Below are 22250 nucleotides of genomic sequence, written 5' to 3'. Positions count from 1 at the left end.
TGCCCGCCACTCACTGTGGCTACATCGTGGGGTCGAGCACGATCTTCCCGCGGGCTTCGCGGTCTCGGATCAGGGTCAGTGCGCGCGGCGCATCCTCGAGCGCGAACACCTGAGAGACGTGCGGCCGCATGCCCGTGGCTACCAGACCTGCGATCGCCGCCGTCCCCTCGGTCACGGCCTCGGGCCGGTGTTCGGCGAGCGTTCTGATCTCGAACCCGCGCAGGATCGCCCCTTTCAGGAGAACGAGATTCATCGGTATGCGCGGAATCTCGCCGGTTGCGAAGCCGACACAGACGTAGCGTCCGCCCCAAGAGGTGGCGCGGATCGCCGGTTCCGCGTATGCGCCGCCCACGGGATCGATAACCAAGTCGGCTCCGCGACCGGCGGTGATCGCCTTGATGCGGTCTTTGAGGTCCTCGTCCTCGTAGGCGATACCTGCGACCGCGCCGAGGCGGCGGCACAATTCGATCCGTTCCCGGGACGACGCCGCCGCGATCACCCGGCCCCCGAGTCGTGTCGCGATGTCGACACACGCGGTTCCCACTCCGCCCGCGGCGCCAAGGACGACCACCCAGTCGCCGGGCCGCATCTCGCCGATGGTGACGAGCGAGTGATACGCAGTTCGATACGTGACCCCGAACGCGGCGGCGTCGATCATGCTCAGCCCGGGCGGAATCGGCGAAAGCGAGGCCTCGGGCACCGCGATCCGCTCCGCGAAGGCGCCGGTGAACGCCACACCCATGACCGCGTCCCCGGGGGCGACGGACCGCACTCCCTCGCCCACCGACAGCGCAGTGCCCGCGAACTCGCTTCCTACCGTGAAAGGTGTCGGCACGCTGATCTGATACCGGTCGGAGGCGACGAGCACATCGGGATAGTTGACAGCTGCGGCCTCTACTCGGACAACTACCCGGCCGGGGCGCGCCTCCGGGGCGGGAATGTCTGTGACGGTGAGGGATTCGGGCCCGCCGTATTCCTCACATCGGACCGCGCGCACGGATCGTTGCCCTTGGGCTAGCGGATGGAGAAGCCGGCGTCCACCGGCAGGGAGACGCCGGTGATCCACTTCGCCTGATCGGAGACCAGAAAGGCGATCGCGTCGGAGATGTCGCCCGGCTGCAGAATCTCGATCGGCATCGCATTCTGCATCTGCGAAATGGAATTGTCGCCGCCCGCGGCGGCCTCCTGGGCGAGCCGGGCCATCGCCTCGTTCATCGTCATACCCGAGGCGACGCCGGTCGGATGCACGATGTTGACTCGAATCGAGTGCTGGGCCAGCGACGCGGCGTACTGCTTGCAGATACCGACCAGCCCCCACTTGGACGCGGTGTAGGCCAAGGCGGCGGTGTTGAGGCTCGCCGTCGGGCGCACGCCTGCCGTCGAGCCGGTGAAGACGATCGAACCGCCGCGGCCGCCTGAGATGATATGTGGCACAGCAGCATTCACTACGTGGAAGCCGCCGCTCAGGTTGGTCGACAGCACGTCCCGCCACGTCTGCGCGTAATCGTCGGGACTGTCGCTGAGCCGGACGATGCCCGCATTGGACAGCACGATGTCGAGTCGCCCGAACGTCTCGTAGCCCCGGTCGACGGCCTCCCGGGTCGCGGCGGCATCGCGAACGTCGGTCTCGGTCGCGACGATCCGCCGGCCGAGTGCCTCGACCTGGGCTACGGTTTCCTTCAAATCCTCGGGGGCCGCGTTCGGGTAGTCCATCGTGTCGATATCCGCGCAGATGTCGAGGGCGATGATGTCGGCGCCCTCGCCGGCCAGGCGCACCGCATGTGAGCGGCCCTGTCCTCGTGCGGCTCCAGTGATCAGGGCGACTTTGCCCTCGAGTCCGGCCATGGTGGTCCTCCGTCTGATTGACACGGGTTTGCCGCGGGGAGGGCCCCGTGTGCGGGGTGGGAACGCATGCCTCATGCGTGACCAAGTTAACCCACTGAGTTATATATGTGCAATCACTTCTTCGTCGGGCGGGCGGAGCGCGCGATTACTTCGACGAGTGGCCCGACGTGCTCGACAGGATACGTGCGTGCGTGCGCGCGCTCATCCGGTGAACATGCGAGAGTGTGCATCAGCACGGCGCCGAACAGCGACTCGATCAGTGGCCCGTGTGCGGTGTCCGTGGCCATCTCGCCGCGCTCGACGGCGCGGGTGAAGGCTCCGGTCGCCGCCGCTCGCAGCGCCTTCACGATGCGCTGTTGGAAGGGCTGCAGATCGGTGAACTCGGCGGTGACGTCGATGGTGATCCGCAACGTCGCCCAGCCGATCGGGTCGAGGAAGTGCTCGAGCAGTGCGGTGGCGAGCGCTGTCAAATCGCCGGTCAGCGAGCCGGTGTCGACATTGACGCGCAACGTCAGCGCCACCGATTCGACGCTGTCGAGCAGTAGTTGTTCCTTGTTCGCCCAGCGCAGGTAGAGCGCGGACTTGCCGACGCCGGCGCGCCTGGCGACGCCCTGCATCGTGAATGCGCCCCACCCCAGTTGGGCGTATTCGAGCAGCGCCGCCGTCATCAGTTTCTCGTCGAGTTCGGGGTCGCGCGGTCGTCCGAGCGGTGTGGCTTGCCGGCCCATGTGTCACTCCTCGCCTCGCATCTGTCCGCGCATTCCTCTCGGATCAACCAATCACAGTCGGCCGCCGCTGCGGCCGAGCGGCCTTCCTATTTTGCTACTTGCAGACACTTTAAGTCCGTAATAGTGTGTGAGCTGCGCAACATAGATAACTAAGATGGCGTTGTCATCTCACCCGACCGCAGCGAAGCGAGTGGCGAACCCATGACCAGTCACGCAATCGATACCACCAGGCCCACCGTGCACCTCCGAATCGGTACCGATCGGATCGCGACCGGATCGGGCGGGGTGCACGAGCACGTCAACCCCGTCGACGGCACGGTGGACGCGCGGATCCCACTGGCAGGTGCCGACGAGGTCGACCGGGCCGCCCGCACCGCACAGGACGCCTTCGCCGAATGGCGCCGCACCCGGCCGGCGGAGCGGCGGCGGCTGCTGACCAGGCTCGCCGATCTGATCGAGGCCAACGCCGGAGAATTCGCTCGATTGGGCGCACTCGACAACGGCACTCCCCTCCCGGTCGCCGCCGGTCTGGTCGTGACGTCCATCGAGTGGACGCGCTACTACGCCGGCTGGGCGGACAAGCTCACCTCCGAGGTCACCGGATCGCTCGGTGTGGACGGCGAGTTCTCCTATTCGCTGGGCCAGCCCTACGGCGTGATCGGTGTGATCATCACCTGGAACGGTCCGCTGATCTCGCTCGCGATGAAGATCCCGGCCGCATTGGCGGCGGGAAACACCGTGGTGGTCAAACCGTCGGAGCTCACACCCTTCACCGGCGAACTCTTCGCCGATCTGGTCGAGCAGGCCGGCATTCCGGCCGGTGTGGTCAACATCCTGCCCGGCGCACCCGAGGCCGGCGCGGCGCTGGTCGAGCATCCGCTGGTGAAGAAGGTGACCTTCACCGGCGGGCCCGATACCGCCCGCAAGATCCTGCACAGCTGCGCAGATCTGATGAAGCCGTCCGTACTCGAACTCGGCGGCAAGTCGGCCAATATCGTGTTCGACGACGCGGATCTGGACCAGGCGTGCTCGCACGGCACGATGATGTCGATCGGTGCGCTCAGCGGCCAAGGCTGCGCGCTGCCGACTCGAATGTTGGTGCAGGACAGCATCTATGAGGAGATGATCGGGCGGGTCAAGGCGTTCGCCGAATTCATCACCGTCGGCGATCCGCTGGCCGAGGGAACCGTATCCGGTCCCGTCGTCAACGAGGCGGCATTACATCGGATCCTGGGCATGATCGAGCGCGCTCGGGCCGATGGCGCGCGTCTGGTCACCGGCGGCCACCGGGGCGAGGGTGCACTGGCCGACGGTTTCTTTCTGGAACCAACCGTGTTCGCCGATGTCGACCCGCAGTCCGAACTCGCTCAGAAGGAGGTGTTCGGTCCGGTGCTGGCGATCACCCCGTTCGCTACCGAGCAGGAGGCGATCGAGATCGCCAACAACAGCGAGTACGGCCTGTCCGGTTATATCCAGACCAACGATCTGCGCCGCGCGCATCGGGTCGCCGAGGAGTTGGTCACCGGTGAGGTTCTGATCAACGGTGCGATGAACCTCGGTGTCAACCGGGCCTTCGGCGGTGTCGGGCTCAGTGGCCTGGGCAAGGAAGGCGGGCGGCAAGGGATCGAGGAGTTCCTGCGCCTGAAGAACATCGCCATCGCTTGATCTTTCGCCGTGCCCACGGGCAGGGCGTGGCACCGCGGTGCCGACCAGATTTGTGACGAAAGGATTCACCGTGACGACAGAACCGGACCAGGCAACCAGCTCGGGTCCCCTCGCGGGGGTGGTGGTCGTCGACCTCTCGACCACCCTGCCCGGCGCGCAGGCGAGCCAGTTTCTGGCCGACTGCGGTGCGGACGTCATCATGGTCGAGCCGCCCGGCGGCAGCGACCTGCGCCACCTCGCGGGCTGGCCCGGCCTGCTGCGCGGCAAGCGGAGCATCACCCTGGACCTGCACGCCGAGGACGATCTCGCGGCGCTGCGCGCGTTGCTGGGTACCGCGGATGTGCTGATCACGACGATGCGGCCGACCTCGGCGGCGCGGATCGGACTCACCCCGGAGTCCGTGGACGACAAGTATCCGCGGCTGGTCTGGGCGTCGATCACCGGCTGGGGCAGTACCGGCCCGTGGAAGAACTACAAGGGCTGGGAAGGCCTCGTGATGGCCAAAACTGGGGTCATGTTCGAGAAACGGCAGCTGACGATTCGGCCCGGACCGGCGTTCGTCACCGCGCCCTACGCGTCGTTCGGAGCGTCGCAGGCAGCTGTGCACGGCATCCTCGCCGCGCTGATCGAGCGCATGTCCAGTGGCCGCGGGCAGGCCGTCGAATCCAACCTGGTCACCGGGATGGGCGCGATGGATCCCTACAACTGGTTCTACGAAATGGTGCTCGAGCGCTACCCCGACGCCTTCAGCCCGATGGATGTGGCCTACGACGACGAGGGACGCCCGCAGGCCTACCTGATCTACGCCCTGCTGATAGCGGCGACCGAGGATGGTCGCTGGCTGCAGTTCGCACAGACCGCGCCCCGGTTGATGCAGGCCTGGCTCACCGAACTCGATCTGGTGAAGGAGCTGGCCGACCCCAAGTGGACCGGTTTCCCGATGCTGCCGACCCCCGAGCTCCGCACCGAATTCTGGCAGATGATGCTCGACCGGGTGGGCGCCCGCACCTTCGAGGAATGGCAGCAGGTCTTCGAGACCAACCACGACATCAGCGCAGAGGCATTCCGCACCCCCGACGAGGCATTGGATCACCCGCAGGTCGTCGCGGAGGGCCGAGTCGTCACGGTCGACAACCCCGGGATCGGTCCGGTGCGCCAACCGTCCACCCTCATCCACGCCGACGGGAAGCCGCTGACGCCGGTGCGTCCCGCGCCGCTGCCGGGCCAGCACGACGACGAGGTCCGGGCCGCGATCGCCGCGGCGACGCCCGCACCGGCGGCCGGTACGCCGGCGTCGGCGGAGTTGCCGCTGCGCGGGGTGACGGTTCTCGAATTCGGCACCATGTTCGCCGGTCCCTTCGGGGCAACTGTGCTCGGCGATCTCGGCGCCAGGGTGATCAAGATCGAGCCGATCGCAGGCGACAACATTCGCAACCTGGTCGCCTTCCCCGAGGCCGGGGGCGCGAAGGTGTTGCAGGGCAAGGAAAGTGTGGCGATCGACCTCACCACGCCGGCCGGACTCGAACTCGTCTACAAGTTGGTCAAGCGCAGCGACATTGTGCTGCAATGCTTCCGGGGCGCCGCTGCGGAGCGGGCACGGATCGACGAGGCGACGCTGAAGTCGATCAATCCCGACCTCGTCTATCTGAACACCCCCGGTTACGGGGTCGATGGCCCGTACGCGGCCAGGCCCGCGTACGCGCCCTCGATCGGCGCGGCGACCGGACTGTCGGTCGTGGACGGGCGGGACGCCGCCAACCCGCCGCGTGATGCGGACGCGTTGCGCGCGGGTGCGCGCACCCTGCACGCGGCCGGTGCGGTGCCGGCTGTCCAATCCGACGGTATCGCCGCGCTGGGGGTCGCCTCGGCGATGCTGGTGGGTCTCTACGCGAAGCGCAACGGCGTCGAACTCTCGACGATGGTCACCACCATGCTCGGGACCGTGCATCAGGCGCTGATCTCCTACAACTCCAGCTACGAAGGCCGCCCGCAGATCGCGATCCCGGATGCGCAGTTCTACGGGCTCGGCGCGCTCTACCGGATGTATCGGACCGCAGACGGCTGGGTCTTCCTGGCCGCGCCGCTGCCGAGCGAATGGGAGGCGCTGGTGAAGGCGCTGTCGCCGTACGCGGATCTGGCGTCGGATTCGAGGTTCGCTACCGCGCAGGATCGCCACACCAACGATGCGGCGCTCGCCGACGTCCTCGCCGGCGTGTTCGCGGGCAAGGGCAACCAACAGTGGGAGGACGAGCTCACCGCGCTCGACGTGGGTTGCGTGGCTATCCTCGAACGCAACTCCGAATCGGCGCTGCAGTCCGATCCGTTCTTCGAGGCCGGCTACAGCGTGGAGGCGGTGAGCCCGATCTTCGACGAACACCGCCGCCTGGCCCCGCTCACCCGCTTCTCGCGCTCGCGCACCAAGGCCGATGCGGGCTGCACCATCGGCCAGCACACCCGACCGGTGCTTCGCGAGATCGGGGTGGGTGAGCAGCGCATCGATGAGCTACTCGAGCTCGGAATCATCGCCTGCGACAACTGAATTGCCGACAGGCCGCGGGCGCCGGGCGGGCGCCCGCGGCCCGATGCGGCGCCGGCCCGCTCGCCAGGGCACTGCCGGTCGGCGTCCGAAGCGTGAGAAGAAAGAGGCCCCGGTGTCTGCTGTATCGACGTTCGTTTCCGCGGTGACCGATCCGGCGTCGATGTTGCCGGTTCAATTACGTTCTCGCGCTGGATCGGAGCCGGACCGGCCGTTTCTCCAGGAGGTCACCGGCTCCCACGCCACCTACGGTGCGACGTGGGAGGGCGCGCGCGGCTGGGCGGAGTACCTCCGCGGCCTCGGTGTAGCCCGGGGCTGCCGGGTGGCGACGGTGCTGCCGCCGTCGATCGATGCGGCGATGATCTGGATCGCGCTCGGTTGCCTCGGCGCGGTGGAGGTTCCGGTCAACCCCGAACTGAAGGGTGCCTTCCTCGAGCACGTTCTCGACGACGCCGCCCCGATACTGTGCCTGGCCCGACCGGAATTCGTCGACCACATCCGAAATACCCGACCGGCCTTACCTATTCACACAGTCGAGCGTGGCGGATGGCAACACTTACCCGCGGCCACTATCGAATTCGATGCGTTGCCGGCACCGGCCGATATCGCGTGCGTGATCTACACCTCCGGTAGCACCGGACCCGCCAAGGGCGTGATACTCGACTGGGCACAGTTCGCCACGATGGCCGACCGAATTCCCCTGGGCCCCAACGATGTGACCTACAACTGCCATCCGATGTTCCACGTCACCGGACGCAGCCCGCTGGTGGCAATGTGCGCCACCGGCGGCCAAGTCGTCTTCCGGGAACGATTCTCGGCGAAGGCCACCATGGACGATGTCCGCGAGTTCGGTTGCACCACAGCGACTCTGCTGGCGCCACTGTTGCTGGCGCTGCCACCGTGCGCGGATGATCCCGACAATCCGCTCGAGGCCGTGTTCGCCGGCCACAATGTCGCTCTCGCCGCCGAATTCTCCCAGCGATTCGACGTGAAATGCTACGACCTCTACGGATCCACGGAGGTCGGCTTCCCGCTGGTGCTGAGTGATCCACCCGATCTCGACCACATGTGGTGCGGTCGCGTACGCGATGGCTATCGAGCGCAAGTCGTGGACGAGAACGGCCGACCGGCGGCCGACGGCGTCGCGGGAGAGCTGTGGATCCAGCCGAGTGACCGGCTCATGATCATGGTTGGCTACCTCAACCAGCCGGAGGTGACCGAGCGGGTACTGGCCGGTGGTTGGTACCGCACGGGCGACATCGTGATTCGACACGTCGACGGCAACTTCGAATTCTGCCACCGGGCCGGTGACACCATCCGCCGACTGGGTGAGAACATCTCGACCACCGCGGTCGAAGCCGTCATAGACGAGCATCCGCAACTCGTCGCGAGCGCGGTCATCGGCGTACCGGATCCCATTGTGGGACAAGAGGTCCTGATTGTGGTGGAGGTGGCAGAAGGCAGCGCCCTCGACGAACCGGCACTCTACGAGTGGATGACGATCCGCCTCCCCAAACACGCTTTGCCGAAATACCTGACTCTGACCGGCGCGCTGCCGCGCACGCCCACGAACAAGATTCTCAAAACCGGTCTACTGGACACCGTCGACCTGGCCCGGGCCTGGAGCCCACCGGCCCGACGACGCTGACCTCAGCGCCCTCGGGCCCCGCGATGCGCGACGACCGGCTTTCACCCCTGCGCGCGAAGGTCGGTGACGACCACCCATCGCGCCATCTGTACCTCAGTTCGCGGTCTGCGCGGGCGGGCCGGTGACCGTGGGGATCCATGCGGCGATTCGGTCCCACAGGGTAGCGCGCTTGCCCGCGAAGTTGTGACAGTGTGCGGATCCCTCGACGAGATGCAGAGTCACATCGGGGGAGTGGCGGTAGTTGCCCGGCTCGGCATGCGGGTTCGGTGATACGTCGAGCACGGCCCCGAGCCCGATGAACACCGGCACATCGATCGTCTTGGCGAACGTGGCGACGTAGCCGGGGGTGGTGACTTCGGATGCGGCGCGGACCGGGACCACCGACTCGACGGCGTCGTCGGCGGCGACGATGTCCTCGGGGACATCGGGGGCGTGGAAGATCGCGCGCAGATGCGCTCTCGGGACGACACACGAGTTGGCTTCGGCCGCAACGCCGTTGAGTTCGCGGAAGACGCGTTCGCTGTCGGCGACGCGGTCTTCGAGGTCGTCGGCGTCGTTGGATTCGTCGTAGACGTTGGCGATATCGACGCCATAGCCGAGCAGGGCGACCGCGGCGTAGGGCCGCTGCTCTGCCTGCACGATCGTGGTGAGGCAGGCCCCCATGGAGTGGCCGACGCCGATCAGTGGGATATCGAGTGCGGGCAGGTCCGCGCTGAGTGTGCCGGCGGCCACCCGCTGCTTGATCTGATGTGCGACAGTGGCATCCCCGCGGGCGAGAAGAGACAGTCCGACCGGCCCGGCGCCGGTCGGGTCACTGCTTTCCCCGACGCCCAGGTGATCTACGGCCACGACGGCGAACCCACGGCCGGCGAGGTGCTCTGCGAAACTGTATCCACGCCGGGCGGGTACGTCGAGGTGCCAATAGTGCCAGTCGTAGGTGCCACCGGCGAGACAGACCAGCACCGCGGGTGTGCGCTCGGGGTGTTCGGGGAGGAAGAGGCGGGCGGTCTGGGTGAGCGAGCCCCCCGATCCGATGGCCTCTGTGACGTCGAACGTGATCACGGTGGGGGCGGTGAGGTGGGTGGTCTGGGACATGTCGGCTTGTCTCCTTGCCATGCTTGATAGTGAACTATGACACCGTTCAGTCGGCCGCCACGCACTCTCCGGCGGTGTCGATTGCGCGTTGTGCGTGCTCAGGCGGCGGGAAATGGAAGGCGCTAGTCGTAGATATAATACTTGGTGAACTATCTGTCCGGGGCGGATCGAAGATTCGGGTTCGGAATCAATTCCCGCCCCTGCTGTCGAGCTATACCGCGCCACCTCGGCGCGCGGTTCACACCGGCGCGCAATCGGCGAGTAGTATCACTAAGTGATATACGGTATGGCAGTTGCGGCGGGAAGAGGGTACGGCCATGAGCGTGGGTATCGAAGTCGTTGATGCACTGGTGGAGACGACCGGTCGCCCGCATCTGGCCAGGTCCCACCTCGGGCTGTACCCACTTGTCCGGACATCGCAGGGCCGGTATGCCGACATGGATGCCAATGCGCACCTGAACAACTTGGCATTGGAGTTGCTGCACGAAGATGCCCATGCCGTCTTGAATGCGAAGGTATTCCCCGGCGTGTACGACCCGCGAGCACGGCAGTTGCGGTTGGTCGCCTCCCAGAATGTCGTCCATTTTCGCGCCGAAGCGCACTGGCCCGCCACCATCGAGACCGGCGCGTGGGCCGGATCGGCCGGACCTCGTTCGTAGCTTCCTCGGCACTGTTTCGTGACGGAGTATGTATCAGCGTGTGCGACACCGTGGTCGTCGCGGTCGGTGACGACGGGCCCGTTCCGATACCGGGGTCAGCCCGAGAGGCATTGTGCGAGTTGCGGATCCGGCAAGACTGACACGACACTGGCCCTGTCGTCGCCGGGTTGCGCGCGCTCGCGCCGTCGTGGTGACGAGCGCGTCGGCCCGGCGCAGCCGTTGTCGTAGCGCAGGAGGAGATTCGGGCCGCTGTCGACGCCTTGCCTGCCGAGCACCGTCGCGCGGAGTGGGCAGCAAAGTGGCGGCGGGCGGCCGAGGGGTGCGCCGACGTACCGCACTGACCGGAGCGGATCGTCCGAGCGCGGGTCAGGGGATGCTGCCCTGGTATCGGGCCGAACGGTATGGGCCGGGCCAGCGCAGTTCGGATTTGAGTTCGACTGCCGCGCGGAAGGGCCAGTGCGGTTCACGTAGCAGTTGGCGGCCGAACATGAGCGCGTCGGCCGCGCCGTCGACCAGGAGCTGTTCGGCCTGGACGGCCTCGGTGATCAATCCGACCGCGATCACCGGGATGGATGAGGCCGCGCGCGCGGCGCGGGCGAACGGGACCTGGTAGCCGGGGCCGACCGTGATTTTCTGATGGGCGACCATGCCGCCGCTGGAGACGTCGATCATGTCTACGCCGGTGCCCTCGAGGTCGGCGCACAGCCGCACGGTGTCCTCGACCGTCCAACCGCCCTCGGCCCAGTCGGTGGCCGACAGGCGCACGAACAGCGGCATCGTTTCGGGGATCACCGCGCGGATGGCCCCCACGACCTGGTGCAGGATGAGGGTGCGGCCGGTGAAGTCGCCGCCGTAGCGGTCGGTGCGGTCGTTGCCGAGCGGCGAGAGGAATTCGTTGAGCAGATAGCCGTGTGCGGCATGGATTTCCAGAACCTGGAAACCCGCCTCGACGGCGCGTCGCGCGGCGGCGGCGTAGGCGGCGACGATCTCCGCGATTTCCTCGATGGTCAGCGCATGCGGTTGCGGCAATCCCGTATAGGCGATCGCGGATGGAGCCACGGTGCGCCAGCCGCCCTCGGCTTCGGTGATCGCGCCGCGTCCCTGTGTGGGAATCTGGGTGCTGCCCTTGCGGCCGGCGTGCGCGAGTTGCATCCCCGGAACAGACCCTTGGCCGACGATGAATCGAGTGATCCGGGACCAGGCTTCGGCGTGTTCGTCGCTCCAGATACCGGCGTCGGGGATGCAGATGCGGCCCTCGGGCACCACCGCGGTGGCTTCCGACATCACCAAACCGGCGCCGCCGCGGGCCATGCCACCGAGGTGGGCCAGGTGCCAGTCGGTCGGGACGCCGTTGTCGGTGGCGGAGTATTGAGCCATGGGCGCGACCCACAGCCGGTTCTTGACCGTGACCCCGCGCAGGGGCAGCGATGAGAAGAGCAAGCTTTGCGTCATGGATCGGGTCTCCCGGCCTCGTTCTTGTCGGCGCACGGCCCGACTACTGACATTTGAAGGATAACTTAGTAAGCTTTGTCGAGATCATAGGCGACGGCAGGAGGAACGGTGGATCTGAACGGATTGACCACGGTCATAGCGGAGCGCAAGGACCACGTCTTGACCATCACGCTCAACCGGCCGGATCGGTTGAACTCCTTCAACGACGCGATGCGCGCGGAGTTCAAGGCGCTGTGGCGGTTCGCCGACGACGAGGACGATGTGCACGCGATCGTGCTGCGGGCCAGCGGTGATCGCGCCTTCTGTACCGGGGTGGACGTGAAGGAAGGGACCTTCCTCGCCGACAATCCGTTCAGCCGGCAGGACCCGGGCGTCGATCTCTCGCCCAAGCAGAACGGGTGCTGGAAGCCGCTGATCTGTGCGGTGCACGGCATGGTCGCCGGTGGTGCCCTCTACTGGCTCAACGAGGCCGACATCATCATCGCCAGCGACGACGCTCAGTTCTTCGACCCGCATGTCTCCTACGGTATGGTCGCGGCCCTCGAGCCGATCGGTCTCGCTCACCGCATCCCGATCGGTGAGGTGCTGCGGATGGTGCTGCTCGGACTCGACGAGCGCATGTCGGCCGAACGCGCGCATCAGATCGGTTTCGTCAGCGAGGTGCTGCCGCGGGCGCAGTTGTGGGATCGTGCGCAGGCCCTCGCCGAGCGAATCGCCGCCAAACCACCGGCCGCGGTGCAGGGCAGCATCCGGGCGATCTGGGAGTCCCGCGACACCGGCCGCTCGAACGCCCTCGCCACGGGTATGTCGTACACGATCATTGGCAACCCGATCGGTCAGGAGCAGGTCGTACGGTCCGAAGTGCCCACCCGCAAGTACGAGGTTCGCTGACCGCCGGGTCGCCAGGAGGAGTAGCCAGATGGACTACGGAATGAGCCCGGAGCTCGAGCGGTTCCGGCTCGAAGTGCGGGAATTCGTCGAGGCCAATGCGCCCGCGATCCCGCCGAAGGCCGGTGTGCGAAGCGCCGAGAACCGGGCCGAGCAGACCCTGATCACCGAGTGGATCGGCAAGCTTTTCGCCGCCGGATACATGGGCGGGGACTGGCCGGAACAGTACGGGGGACAGGGGAGTTCGTATCAGGCCGAACGTGATGTGGTGGTCGGGGAGGAGATCGCGCGAGCCCAGGCGCCGCACTTCGCGGGCGCGGGCGCTCTGGTCTCGCACGCCCTGATCGACTTCGGCACCGAAGAGCAGCGTCAGCGCTACCTTCCGGGTATCCGTTCCGGCAAGGACACCTGGTGCCAGCTGTTCAGTGAGCCCAGCTCCGGCAGCGACCTGGCATCGCTGCGCACCAAGGCGGTCCGGACCGAGAGCGGAGGCTTCCGGGTCACCGGCCAGAAGGTGTGGACCACCAACGGACACTGGGCCGACTATGGCTATCTGCTGGCCCGCACCGATCCGGACGCGCCCAAACACAAGGGCATCAGCGCGTTCATCGTCGATATGAGCCTGCCCGGTGTCGATGTGCGCCCGCTGCGCGAGATGACCGGCACGTCGGACTTCAACGAGGTATTCCTCGACAATGTCGAACTGCCCGCCGACGCCTTGATCGGCGAGCTCAATTTCGGTTGGGCCATTGCCAATTCGAGTCTCGGACACGAGCGCAGCGGGGTCGCCACGAGCGTGGTGCGGCTGCGTCAGAACGTGGACGCGCTCGAAGATCTGGCGAAGCGAATCACCAGAGGTGGACGGCCGGCCATCGAAGACGGCGCGGTGCAGGAGGCGCTCGGCAAGTTCCGGGCCGAGGTCGAGGCACTGTCCGCGCTGGTCTACGCCAACATCAGCCGGTGGTCGCGTGGTACCGAGCGAGTGCAGGACGCGCCCATGGCCAAACTGATGTTCAGCGAACTGGGCGTTGACATTTCGCGCTTCGCACTGGAATTGAGCGGGGAGGCGGGCATTCTGGTCGAAGGTGACCGCGAGGCGGTCGACAACGGCCGATGGCAGGACGAATTCCTCTACGCCCGCGCCTACACGATCGCCGGAGGCAGCTCGGAGATCATGCGGAACATCATCGCCGAGCGCGGGCTGAAGATGCCGCGCTGACGGACGCTGGCGGATCACGAACGCTTGACCCCCAAGCACGTGGAAGCCCCGGAGCACATCGGCTCCGGGGCATTCCTATTTGTCTGAAACTGTGTCTGAGACGTAACATCCGCACCGGCCCGTGGGGCGCGATGCGGATGCTTCGTATTCGGTTGTGCTATGCGGTTTCCGCGGTGTGCGCGCGGGCCAGCGCCAGGCCCTCGTCGCGGGTGGGGGCTTCGACGTCCCAGCGGCCACAGGTGCAGTGGCACAGGTACCGGCCCTCGACGGGCAGGATGGACTGGGCGTCGCAGTAGCCTGAGGCGGCGGCCATGTCGGCGAAGAACTCGGTCGGCAGGTCGTAGAGAACGCTGTCTTCCATGAGGTGTTCTCGATTCTGTCGGGGACGGCGGGGCTTCAGACTGTCTCTGCGGCCGGGTTCACGGTGCCCGGGGCGGGCGGCAGCGGGGCGTCGGGGAACAGTTCCTGGAAGGCACCGAACATGATTCGGTCCCGCGTCTTCTGGTCGACGTTGTCGAACAGGTGGTGCAGGGTTTTCTGGGTGTGCCCGTAGGTGCCTTCCATATGTGGGTAGTCGCTGCCCCACATCACGTTGTTGAAGCCCATTCCCGTCATCGCGGCGACGGCAGATTCGTCGTGCTGGAACGACGCGTACACCTGAGAGTAGATGATCTCCTTGGGCGAGCGGTTCAGCTTCGGGCGCACCACCTGCGAATGCTGGCGGTAGCCCTCCTCCATCCGGTCGGCGATGAACGGCACCCAGGTTGCTCCGCCCTCGGAGACAAGGACTTTCAGGTTCGGGTGCCGGTCGAGCGCGCCGGAGGCGACCAGCTTCATCACCGCGCGCTGGCCGCCGAAGGTGGTCTCGGTGTAGTTCAGTACCGCGCCACCGGGGCCCCGGTACATGACGCCGGCCGCGCCGCCGCTGGCCATATCGATCGGCTCGGTGCCGATGTGGAAGGAGATCACCATGCCGATGTCCTCGGCGAGCGCCCAGAACGGCTCCCACGAGTCGTGGTTGTAGTCCTTCTGCTGCGGGTGCGGGGAGACGGTCAGGAATACGGCCTTGAAGCCCAGCTCTCCGCAGCGCTTCAGCTCGGCGCAGGCGTCCTCGATGGACAGGGTGGAGACCTGAGCGGTGGGGAGCAGGCGCGGCGAGTAATCCATGATGACCTCTTTGGCCCAGTCGTTGGACGCCCGGGTCGCCTCCCGGAGGACCTCGGGAGTGCGGAACGACGACGCCCACATGCCCAGCGACGGGAACACCAGCTCCGACCAGATTCCCTCTTCATCGAGGTCCGGCAGGCGCTTGGTCACATCGCCCGAGCCGGGCGCGCGGTGACTCGCGGCGAAGAACTCCTCCTGCGAGATCGTGGGCAGCCGGCGTCGGAAGGCCTGTCCGTCGACGAACACCGTCTCCCACTTGCCATCCGGATCCTTCTCCGACCGGGGAACGAGTTCGGCGAGCCGCTTCGGCAGCCGGGTCCGCCACAGGTCCTCGGGCTCGAGGAAGTGCGAGTCGGCCGAGTTCGCCCACAGCTTGGTTGTCATTTCGATGCCTCCTGATCGCTTCACCCGGGACGGTGATGCGGTTGTCGAAGAATTAGTTTCTAGAATCAGATTTTAGAATGTAAGGTGATTATCACCACGAAGGGTGGGAGAAGTCAAGGTTCGAATCGACGGAGGATCGCGATGACGGAAGCGAAGGGCCGCCCCCGCACCCGCGGCTGGACGAGTTCACCGGAGACCAAGGATCGGGTCCTCGAAGCCGCCGCGGAGATCTTCGGAGCGCAGGGGTTCACCGCGGCCACGATGGCCGACATCGTCGAGAAGTCCGGCGTCAGCATTGGCAGCATCTACCACCACTTCGGCGGGAAGGCGGAGGTCTTCCTGGCGATCTGGACCGATCTGATCGAGCGGATAGACGGACGTGCGCGGGACGCCGTGGACAAGGCACGCGCAAACGGAGTCGACGACCCGATGGAGCTCTACGGTGTGAGCACCCGCGCCTATCTGGAATTGCTGTGGGAGAACCAATCTCGCGCGCGCGTGGTTGCGATGGGGGATACACCGCCCGGTTTCGACGCGCTGCGCCGGGAGCAGGCCCGCCGCGGCAGCGATCACGACATCGCCCTGCTCGGCCTCGGCACCTCTCGCCGGGAGAAGCTGTTGCGCGACTTTCTGCTGGCGATGCGCGCGGAGTCCGCCCGCGTGGTGCTCAAATGCCGCACCCGCGCGCAACTGAGCGACGCGATCGACACCGCGCTCGAATACATCGGATGCCTGAATCCGGTGAATTTCGGACTGGGTCAGGCGCGTGGCTGAGCCCGGATCGGGGCGTCGAACGACACTGCGGGAGAGCAGAATCGGTGTTTCCGGGGGGGCTCAGGCATCGATGAGGCGCCTGCGGTGCCAGCTCACGGTGCCGTTCAGCAATTCGTCAACCTTGATCCGGCGGGTCAGCAGGTGCAGGTCATGCTCCCAGGTGAATCCGATACCGCCGTGGACCTGCAGGGCGATCGAGGCGACGGTGCTGGTCGCCTCGCCGGCGTAGGCCGCGGCGGCGGATACCGCGGTGCCGCGGCGGGCGGCATCGGTCCCGTCGAGCGCGACGGCGGCGGCCCACAGCGAGGCCCGCGCGGCCTCGGTCCGCAACGCCATATCGGCGCAGTGATGTTTGACGGCCTGGAACGAGCCGATCGGCTGACCGAACTGGGTGCGCTGACCGGCGTATTCGACCGTGAGGTCGACCAGTCGCGCGGCCGCGCCCAACGCATCCATCTTCCGGTAGAACGCGAGTGCGTCGGCTAGATAGGACACGGTTCCGCTCGGCACGCTCACCCAGCGGTGTGCGGGCACCGTCACGGCCGGCTCGAGTACGGACCAGGACCGGGTGAGGTCGAGGGTCTCGAGTGTGCGCAGCGCGGCACCGTCGCTCGGTATGTGGGCGAGGATCTCCGTTCCGTCGGAAGTGGTTGCGGCGAGCAGGAATCCGGTGGCGTCGAGCAGGGCGGTGGCGGGCGCGGTGGCGCCCCCGAGTCGCAGTTCGTCGCCGCTGATCTCCACAGTGGGCTGTGCGCCTTCGGTCGAGGCGAGAACCAGCGGGGTCGATTCCGCGCCGCTCGCGTTCGCCTCGGCCAGGCTCGACAGCGGGTGGTCGAGCCGGTCGAGAGCGGCGGTGGCCAAGGCCAACTCGGCCAGTGGGACGGCGCTGCCGGCCCGGCCGTGTTCTTCGACGAGCACTGCCAGGTCGACGTGCGTGCCACCCATCTCACTGGTCAGCAGTCCGATCAGCCCTGATTCGACGGCATGTTTCACGGCGGTGTCGGGAACGCGCGCCGGGGCGGTGTCGATGGTCGGCCGGCGCGCGGCGAGGGGGTCATGCTTGGCCAGCCAAGCCCGCTCACTGGCGGCGAGCTCTTCCTGTTCGGCGCTCAATGCGAAATCCACGGGGCTCCTCCCTTTGAATGTTGACCTAGTTAACCATGTCAGCTACCTTCTGAATAGAGCATACGACAGCCGGGATTCCGGATTGCGTGTTCATGGCGATCGATACGGCCGGAGCGCTGAGCACGGCGTTCCGACTCGGTGGCCCGCTACCGCAAGAGTGGGAGGAAACGAATGACGAGTATCCGAGGCGCGCTGGCGCGGCTATGGGAAGCCGACGACGACGCTGCCATGATCCAGCAGGGCGACACCTGGTTCACCTGGGGAGAGGTCCGGGCGCTTGCGGAAACCCTGGACACCGAACTGGCCGCCGCCGGGTGTGGTGCCGGCAGCCGGATCGGCGTGGTGCTCGACAACCGGATGGAGTCGATCGCAGCCCTGATCGCCATTCTCGGCAAGGGCCGCACGGTTATCACCCTCAATCCCATGCAGCCGGTGGCCCGGCTGACAGCCGATACGGCCGATGCGCATCCGAGCGCTGTGCTGGCGTCGGCGGCGCTGTGGCGCGAGCCGGTGTTCCGGTCCGCGGCCGAGGAGGGCGGCATGATCGGATTCGCCGTCGACGGGCAGCAGGTTGTCGCAACCACCGAGGCGCCGGCGGTGCCGGCACCGCAGGATGCCGAGATCGCGGATCCGGTGGGAGTGGAGATGTTCACCTCGGGCACCACGGGCCCGCCCAAGCGGATTCCGCTCACCTGGCGCCAGCTCGAGGCCGCTCTCACCGCCGTGCACGGACATACCGGCGCGGCCGGACCGCCCGACCGTACGCCGCTCACCGGGCGCGTCGCGCTGGTCACCCTTCCGATCGTCCATATCGGCGGTCTGTGGGGTGTGTTGCAGAACCTGGCCGAGGCCCGGCCGTTCGTGATGCTCCCGCGCTTCACCGTCGAAGGCTGGTGCGCGGCGGTGAAGGAACACCAGCCCAAGGTCGCCGGATTGCCGCCCGCTGCTATGCGCGCGGTGATCAATGCCGACATTCCGGCCGAGGATCTGGCCAGCTTGCGTGCCATCACCGCGGGCACCACATTCGTTAACCCCGATCTGGCCGACGAATTCACCGCGAAGTACGGCATTCCGGTTCTGGTCATGTACGGCGCTACCGAGTTTTCCGGCGCGATCGCCGGCTGGACCAAGCCGATGCACGCGCAGTGGTGGGACAAGAAGCGAGGCAGTGTCGGCCGCGAAATGCCGGGGGTCAAGCTCCGGGCGGTCGCAGAGGACGGCACGGTGCTGCCGGTCGGGCAGTCCGGACGCCTCGAGGTCAGTTCCAGCCAGACCGGCACCGGCAAACACGAGTGGGTCCGCACCTCGGATCTGGGCCATCTCGACGAGGACGGCTTCGTCTACATCGATGGCCGCGCGGACGACGCGATCATCCGGGGCGGATTCAAGGTTCACCCGGAGACGGTCGCCGAGGCGCTGCGCGCACACGACGCGATCGCCGATGCCACGGTCTACGGCCGCGAAGACGATCGTCTCGGGAAGGTGCCCGTCGCGGTCGTCGAATTGCGCGAGGGCGCGGCCGAGGTTCCCGAGGACGAACTGAAAACCTTCTGCCGCGGCCGGCTCACCGCCTACGAGATCCCGGTGCGGATCTACACGGTCCCGGAATTGCCGAGAAGTGTGTCGCTGAAGGTGGATCGGCGTCGGCTCCTCGAAATGGTCTCCGAGATCGACGAATCCGCGGCGGTTCCCGCGGTGGCATCGGGAAGGTAGCGCACAATGCAGCGAGAGATTTTCGGAACCGAGCACGAGCAGTACCGCGCAACCGTCCGGGAGTTCTTGGCCCGCTATGCGACTCCGCATCAGGAGCAGTGGGAGAAGGACGGCATCATCGACAAGCAGCTCTATGTCGAGGCCGCCAAGTTCGGACTCCTCGGCTTCTCGGTTCCCGAGGACTTCGGCGGCGGCGGAATGTCGGGCGACTTCCGCTACAACGCGATCGTCGCCGAGGAAGTGGCCCGCGCGAGTTCCGGTGGCCCGGCCTTCACCCTGCAGAACGACGTGCTCGCCCCTTACATGCTCGAACTCACCAACGACGAGCAGAAGGCCCGCTGGCTGCCGGGGTTCGCACGCGGCGAGCTGGTCGTGGCGGTGGCGATGACCGAACCGGGCGCGGGCAGTGACCTGCAGGGGATTCGGACCTCGGCGCGCAAGGACGGCGACGATTGGGTGCTGACCGGATCGAAGACGTTCATTTCTTCGGGTATCCACGCCGATCTGGTCATCGTGGTCGCGCGCACCGATCCCGACGCCAAGGCCAGCGCCGCGTTCACGCTACTGGCCGTCGAACGTGACATGGCGGGATTCACTCGCGGACGCAATCTCGACAAATTGGGTATGCATTCCCAGGACACCGCGGAATTGAATTTCGACCAGGTGCGAGTCCCGGCGGCGAATGTGATCGGTGAGGTCGGCAAGGGATTCCTGCACCTGATGCGAAACTTGCCGATGGAACGGCTGTCCATTGCCGTCACCGCTGTCGCCTCCTGCCGCACGCTGCTGGACATGACTCTCGAATATGTCAAGTCCCGCAAGGCATTCGGGACGCCGATCGGATCTTTCCAGGCCAACAAGTTCGAGCTGGCGACCCTGGAGACCGAAGTCGATCTCGCGCAGGTCTACGTCGACCGGTGCATCACCGCGTTGAATGCGGGCACCCTCGACGGCACCGATGCCGCCAAGGCGAAATTGTGGACCACCGAACTGCAGCAGCGGCTGATCTACACGTGCCAGCAGATGCACGGCGGCTACGGCTACATGATGGAGTACCCGATCGCCAAGGCCTACGCCGACGCTCGGATCCAGACGATCTACGGCGGCTCGACTCAGATCATGAAGGAAATCATCGGGCGCTCGCTCGGACTGTAGAAAGGAAACCCCATGGGTGCAGTAATTGTCGAGGCCGTCCGGACCCCGGTCGGGAAACGCAACGGTGGCCTGTCCGGCATTCATCCTGTCGATCTGTCGGCCGTGGTGCTGCAGGAACTGGTCAAGCGGGCGGGCATCGAACCTGAGCTGATCGAGGACGTCATCTGGGGATGCGTCGGACAGGTCGGGGAACAGACCCACGACATCGCGCGCAACGCGGTGCTCGCGGCGGGCTGGCCGGAATCGGTGCCGGGCGTGACCGTCGACCGCCAGTGCGGATCGTCGCAGCAGTCGCTGAACTTCGCGGTGGCCGGCGTGCTCGCCGGTCACTACGAGGCCGTCGTCGCCGGTGGTGTGGAGTCGATGTCGCGGGTTCCGATGGGTGCGGCGCTGGCAGGCGGTGGCAGCCCGCTCAGCCCGAAGTTCACCGAGCGCTACAACGCCTCGCCCAATCAGGGCATCGGCGCCGAGATCATGGCCGAGAAATGGGCGCTGTCGCGCACTGAAGTGGATGCGTTCTCGGCCCGTTCGCACGAACGCGCCGCGGCCGCGCAGGACGCCGGTCTGTTCGACGCGCAGATCGTGCCGGTCACCCTGCCCGACGGCACCGTGGTCTCGAAGGACGAGGGTATCCGCCGGGGAACGACCGTCGAGAAGCTGGCGGGACTCAAGACCGTCTTCAAGGCGGACGGTGTCATCCACGCCGGCAACTCTTCGCAGATCTCCGACGGCGCGGCGGCGCTGCTGATCGTCAGTGACGAATTCGCGAGCAAGCACGGCCTGACCCCGATCGCCCGGGTGCACACCGCGGTCGTCGCGGGCGCGGATCCGGTGATGATGCTCGGTGCCCCGATCCCAGCCACCGAGAAGGCGCTGGAACGGTCCGGCCTGACGGTCGACGACATCGGTGTGTTCGAGGTCAACGAGGCGTTCGCGCCGGTGCCGATGGCATGGCAGAAGGAGATCGGCGCACCGGACGAGAAGCTGAACCCCAACGGTGGCGCCATCGCGCTGGGTCACCCACTCGGCGGCTCCGGCGCCCGCATCCTGACCGACATGATCTTCCATATGCGCCGCAACGACATTCGCTACGGGCTGCAGACCATGTGCGAGGGCGGAGGCCAGGCCAACGCGACGATTCTCGAGCTGGTGAAGTGATGACGGCGGCAACCGAGACCGGCGCCCTGGTCGAGCGCAAGGGCAACGTCCTGCTGATCACCATCAATCGTCCCGAGGCGCGCAACGCGGTCAACGCCGCGGTGAGCGAGGCCGTCGGCGGCGCGTTGGTCGAGGCGGAGAACGATCCGGAGATCCGAGTGGTCGTGATCACCGGCGCGGGCGACAAATCCTTTTGCGCGGGAGCGGATCTCAAGGCGATCTCCCGAGGCGAAGGTCTGTTCGCGCCCGGCAACGAGCACTGGGGCTTCGCCGGCTTCGTCCGGCACGTCATCAGTAAACCGACCATCGCCGCGGTCAACGGAACCGCACTCGGCGGTGGCACCGAACTGGCTCTCGCCGCCGACCTCATCGTCGCGGCGGAGGGCGCCAGCTTCGGACTGCCCGAGGTCAAGCGCGGGCTCATCGCGGGTGCGGGCGGTGTGTTCCGGCTGCCGACGCAGATTCCGCAGCGCCTGGCCATGGAGATGATCCTCACCGGCGACCCGATCTCGGCAGCCACCGCCCGCGAGTACGGCCTGATCAACCAGGTCGTTCCCGACGGCACCGTGGTCGAGGCCGCGCTCGCGCTCGCCGAACGGATCGCGGTCAACGCCCCGCTGTCGGTGCAGGCCAGCAAACGGATCGCGCTCGGCATCCAGGCCGGAGACCGGCCCGCCGAGAACGACCGGTGGGGGCATTCCGAGGTCGAATGGCAGAGCCTGATGAGCAGCGAGGACGCGAAAGAAGGTCCGCTGGCCTTCGCTGAGAAGCGCGCCCCGGTGTGGAAGGCGCGGTAACCGTCGAGAGACTGCAACAGTCGTCGAAGGTACAGTGCGCCGATGTGATTCGAGCATCAGAGCCGAGCGGCGGGTCCGCCCCTGCGGGTAGCGCAGAGGCGGACTCTTCGTCCCCTGGGTATTTCGCCTGCCACCTACGGATATGAGTGCGTCACGAAACCGGACGATCACCTCTGCGACCCCGGAGATTATCCTGGCTACCTTCGAGACAACTTCGGGTCTATCGTTTGTGGGGTGGTCGG

Annotated in this window: 19 protein-coding genes; 11 read left to right on the top strand and 8 right to left on the bottom strand. The window is 66.7% G+C overall.

Going from position 1 to position 22250, the window contains the following annotated elements:
- Positions 1–19: 19 nt before the first annotated feature.
- The 3 genes from NE2_RS05650 to NE2_RS05640 all read right to left on the bottom strand — a co-directional run bounded on the left by NE2_RS05650 (position 20) and on the right by NE2_RS05640 (position 2573).
- The gene (locus NE2_RS05650) at positions 20–997 is read right to left on the bottom strand and encodes an NADPH:quinone oxidoreductase family protein (protein ID WP_063024461.1); all 978 of its coding nucleotides are present in this window, start codon (positions 995–997) and stop codon (positions 20–22) included.
- 17 nt (positions 998–1014) lie between these two features.
- Positions 1015–1845, bottom strand: coding sequence for a mycofactocin-coupled SDR family oxidoreductase (locus NE2_RS05645; RefSeq protein ID WP_063024459.1), 831 nt, complete (start codon positions 1843–1845; stop codon positions 1015–1017).
- Between the two features lie 113 nt (positions 1846–1958).
- Entirely contained in the window at positions 1959–2573 is a 615-nt protein-coding gene (locus tag NE2_RS05640) for a TetR/AcrR family transcriptional regulator (protein ID WP_063024457.1), read from the bottom strand.
- Between the two features lie 201 nt (positions 2574–2774).
- On the opposite strand from NE2_RS05640, the gene NE2_RS05635 reads away from it, so the two are divergent.
- From NE2_RS05635 to NE2_RS05625, 3 genes are all read left to right on the top strand, one after another.
- The gene (locus tag NE2_RS05635) at positions 2775–4238 is read left to right on the top strand and encodes an aldehyde dehydrogenase family protein (RefSeq protein WP_063024456.1); all 1464 of its coding nucleotides are present in this window, start codon (positions 2775–2777) and stop codon (positions 4236–4238) included.
- Positions 4239–4308: 70 nt separating this feature from the next.
- Complete coding sequence (locus tag NE2_RS05630) at positions 4309–6777, top strand: CaiB/BaiF CoA transferase family protein (RefSeq protein WP_233429679.1); 2469 nt, start codon at positions 4309–4311, stop codon at positions 6775–6777.
- Positions 6778–6889: 112 nt separating this feature from the next.
- Positions 6890–8422: an AMP-binding protein gene (locus NE2_RS05625; protein WP_167356704.1), complete on the top strand. Its 1533-nt coding sequence runs from the start codon at positions 6890–6892 to the stop codon at positions 8420–8422.
- Positions 8423–8515: 93 nt separating this feature from the next.
- On the opposite strand, the gene NE2_RS05620 is transcribed toward NE2_RS05625, so the two are convergent.
- On the bottom strand, positions 8516–9517 hold the full coding sequence (locus NE2_RS05620) for an alpha/beta hydrolase (RefSeq protein WP_063024452.1): 1002 nt from the start codon (positions 9515–9517) through the stop codon (positions 8516–8518).
- A 317-nt stretch (positions 9518–9834) separates the two neighbouring features.
- Between NE2_RS05620 and NE2_RS05615 the strand changes: the two genes are divergently transcribed.
- Positions 9835–10176 (top strand): hotdog family protein, encoded by a 342-nt coding sequence (locus NE2_RS05615; protein WP_233429678.1) that lies wholly within the window; start codon positions 9835–9837, stop codon positions 10174–10176.
- A gap of 366 nt (positions 10177–10542) precedes the next feature.
- Here NE2_RS05615 and NE2_RS05610 read toward each other — a convergent pair whose 3' ends face one another.
- Complete coding sequence (locus NE2_RS05610) at positions 10543–11628, bottom strand: NADH:flavin oxidoreductase/NADH oxidase (RefSeq protein ID WP_063024450.1); 1086 nt, start codon at positions 11626–11628, stop codon at positions 10543–10545.
- Positions 11629–11736: 108 nt separating this feature from the next.
- Here NE2_RS05610 and NE2_RS05605 point away from each other — a divergent pair, with 108 nt between their 5' ends.
- Together NE2_RS05605 and NE2_RS05600 are read left to right on the top strand one after the other, a co-directional pair.
- Complete coding sequence (locus NE2_RS05605) at positions 11737–12519, top strand: enoyl-CoA hydratase/isomerase family protein (RefSeq protein ID WP_106958372.1); 783 nt, start codon at positions 11737–11739, stop codon at positions 12517–12519.
- Between the two features lie 28 nt (positions 12520–12547).
- Entirely contained in the window at positions 12548–13735 is a 1188-nt protein-coding gene (locus NE2_RS05600) for an acyl-CoA dehydrogenase family protein (protein WP_063024448.1), read from the top strand.
- A gap of 157 nt (positions 13736–13892) precedes the next feature.
- Here the strand turns inward: NE2_RS05600 and NE2_RS05595 are convergent, their stop codons facing one another.
- Positions 13893–14096 (bottom strand): hypothetical protein, encoded by a 204-nt coding sequence (locus tag NE2_RS05595; protein WP_063024446.1) that lies wholly within the window; start codon positions 14094–14096, stop codon positions 13893–13895.
- A gap of 35 nt (positions 14097–14131) precedes the next feature.
- Complete coding sequence (locus NE2_RS05590) at positions 14132–15286, bottom strand: amidohydrolase family protein (RefSeq protein WP_063024444.1); 1155 nt, start codon at positions 15284–15286, stop codon at positions 14132–14134.
- A gap of 141 nt (positions 15287–15427) precedes the next feature.
- Here NE2_RS05590 and NE2_RS05585 point away from each other — a divergent pair, with 141 nt between their 5' ends.
- On the top strand, positions 15428–16060 hold the full coding sequence (locus NE2_RS05585) for a TetR/AcrR family transcriptional regulator (protein ID WP_063024442.1): 633 nt from the start codon (positions 15428–15430) through the stop codon (positions 16058–16060).
- 60 nt (positions 16061–16120) lie between these two features.
- Here NE2_RS05585 and NE2_RS05580 read toward each other — a convergent pair whose 3' ends face one another.
- Positions 16121–17185 carry an acyl-CoA dehydrogenase family protein gene (locus NE2_RS05580; protein WP_063024439.1) on the bottom strand — a complete coding sequence of 355 codons (1065 nt, stop codon included), beginning with the start codon at positions 17183–17185 and terminating at the stop codon, positions 16121–16123.
- A gap of 171 nt (positions 17186–17356) precedes the next feature.
- Between NE2_RS05580 and NE2_RS05575 the strand changes: the two genes are divergently transcribed.
- From NE2_RS05575 to NE2_RS05560, 4 genes are read left to right on the top strand one after another with little or no spacing between them, the layout of a single operon-like run.
- Entirely contained in the window at positions 17357–18898 is a 1542-nt protein-coding gene (locus NE2_RS05575; protein ID WP_063024437.1) for a class I adenylate-forming enzyme family protein, read from the top strand.
- Between the two features lie 6 nt (positions 18899–18904).
- Complete coding sequence (locus tag NE2_RS05570) at positions 18905–20053, top strand: acyl-CoA dehydrogenase family protein (protein WP_063024435.1); 1149 nt, start codon at positions 18905–18907, stop codon at positions 20051–20053.
- Positions 20054–20065: 12 nt separating this feature from the next.
- Positions 20066–21211: a thiolase family protein gene (locus NE2_RS05565; protein ID WP_063024433.1), complete on the top strand. Its 1146-nt coding sequence runs from the start codon at positions 20066–20068 to the stop codon at positions 21209–21211.
- Positions 21211–22008 carry a crotonase/enoyl-CoA hydratase family protein gene (locus NE2_RS05560; RefSeq protein ID WP_063024431.1) on the top strand — a complete coding sequence of 266 codons (798 nt, stop codon included), beginning with the start codon at positions 21211–21213 and terminating at the stop codon, positions 22006–22008. Before NE2_RS05565 ends, NE2_RS05560 begins: the two co-directional genes overlap by 1 nt.
- The last annotated feature ends 242 nt before the right edge of the window (positions 22009–22250 follow it).

The organism is Nocardia elegans NBRC 108235 (assembly GCF_001612845.1).
In the GTDB taxonomy this organism is placed as follows: domain Bacteria; phylum Actinomycetota; class Actinomycetes; order Mycobacteriales; family Mycobacteriaceae; genus Nocardia; species Nocardia nova.
The sequence above is the reverse complement of the archived record's forward strand: the minus strand, read 5'-3'. Positions and strand labels throughout refer to the sequence as shown.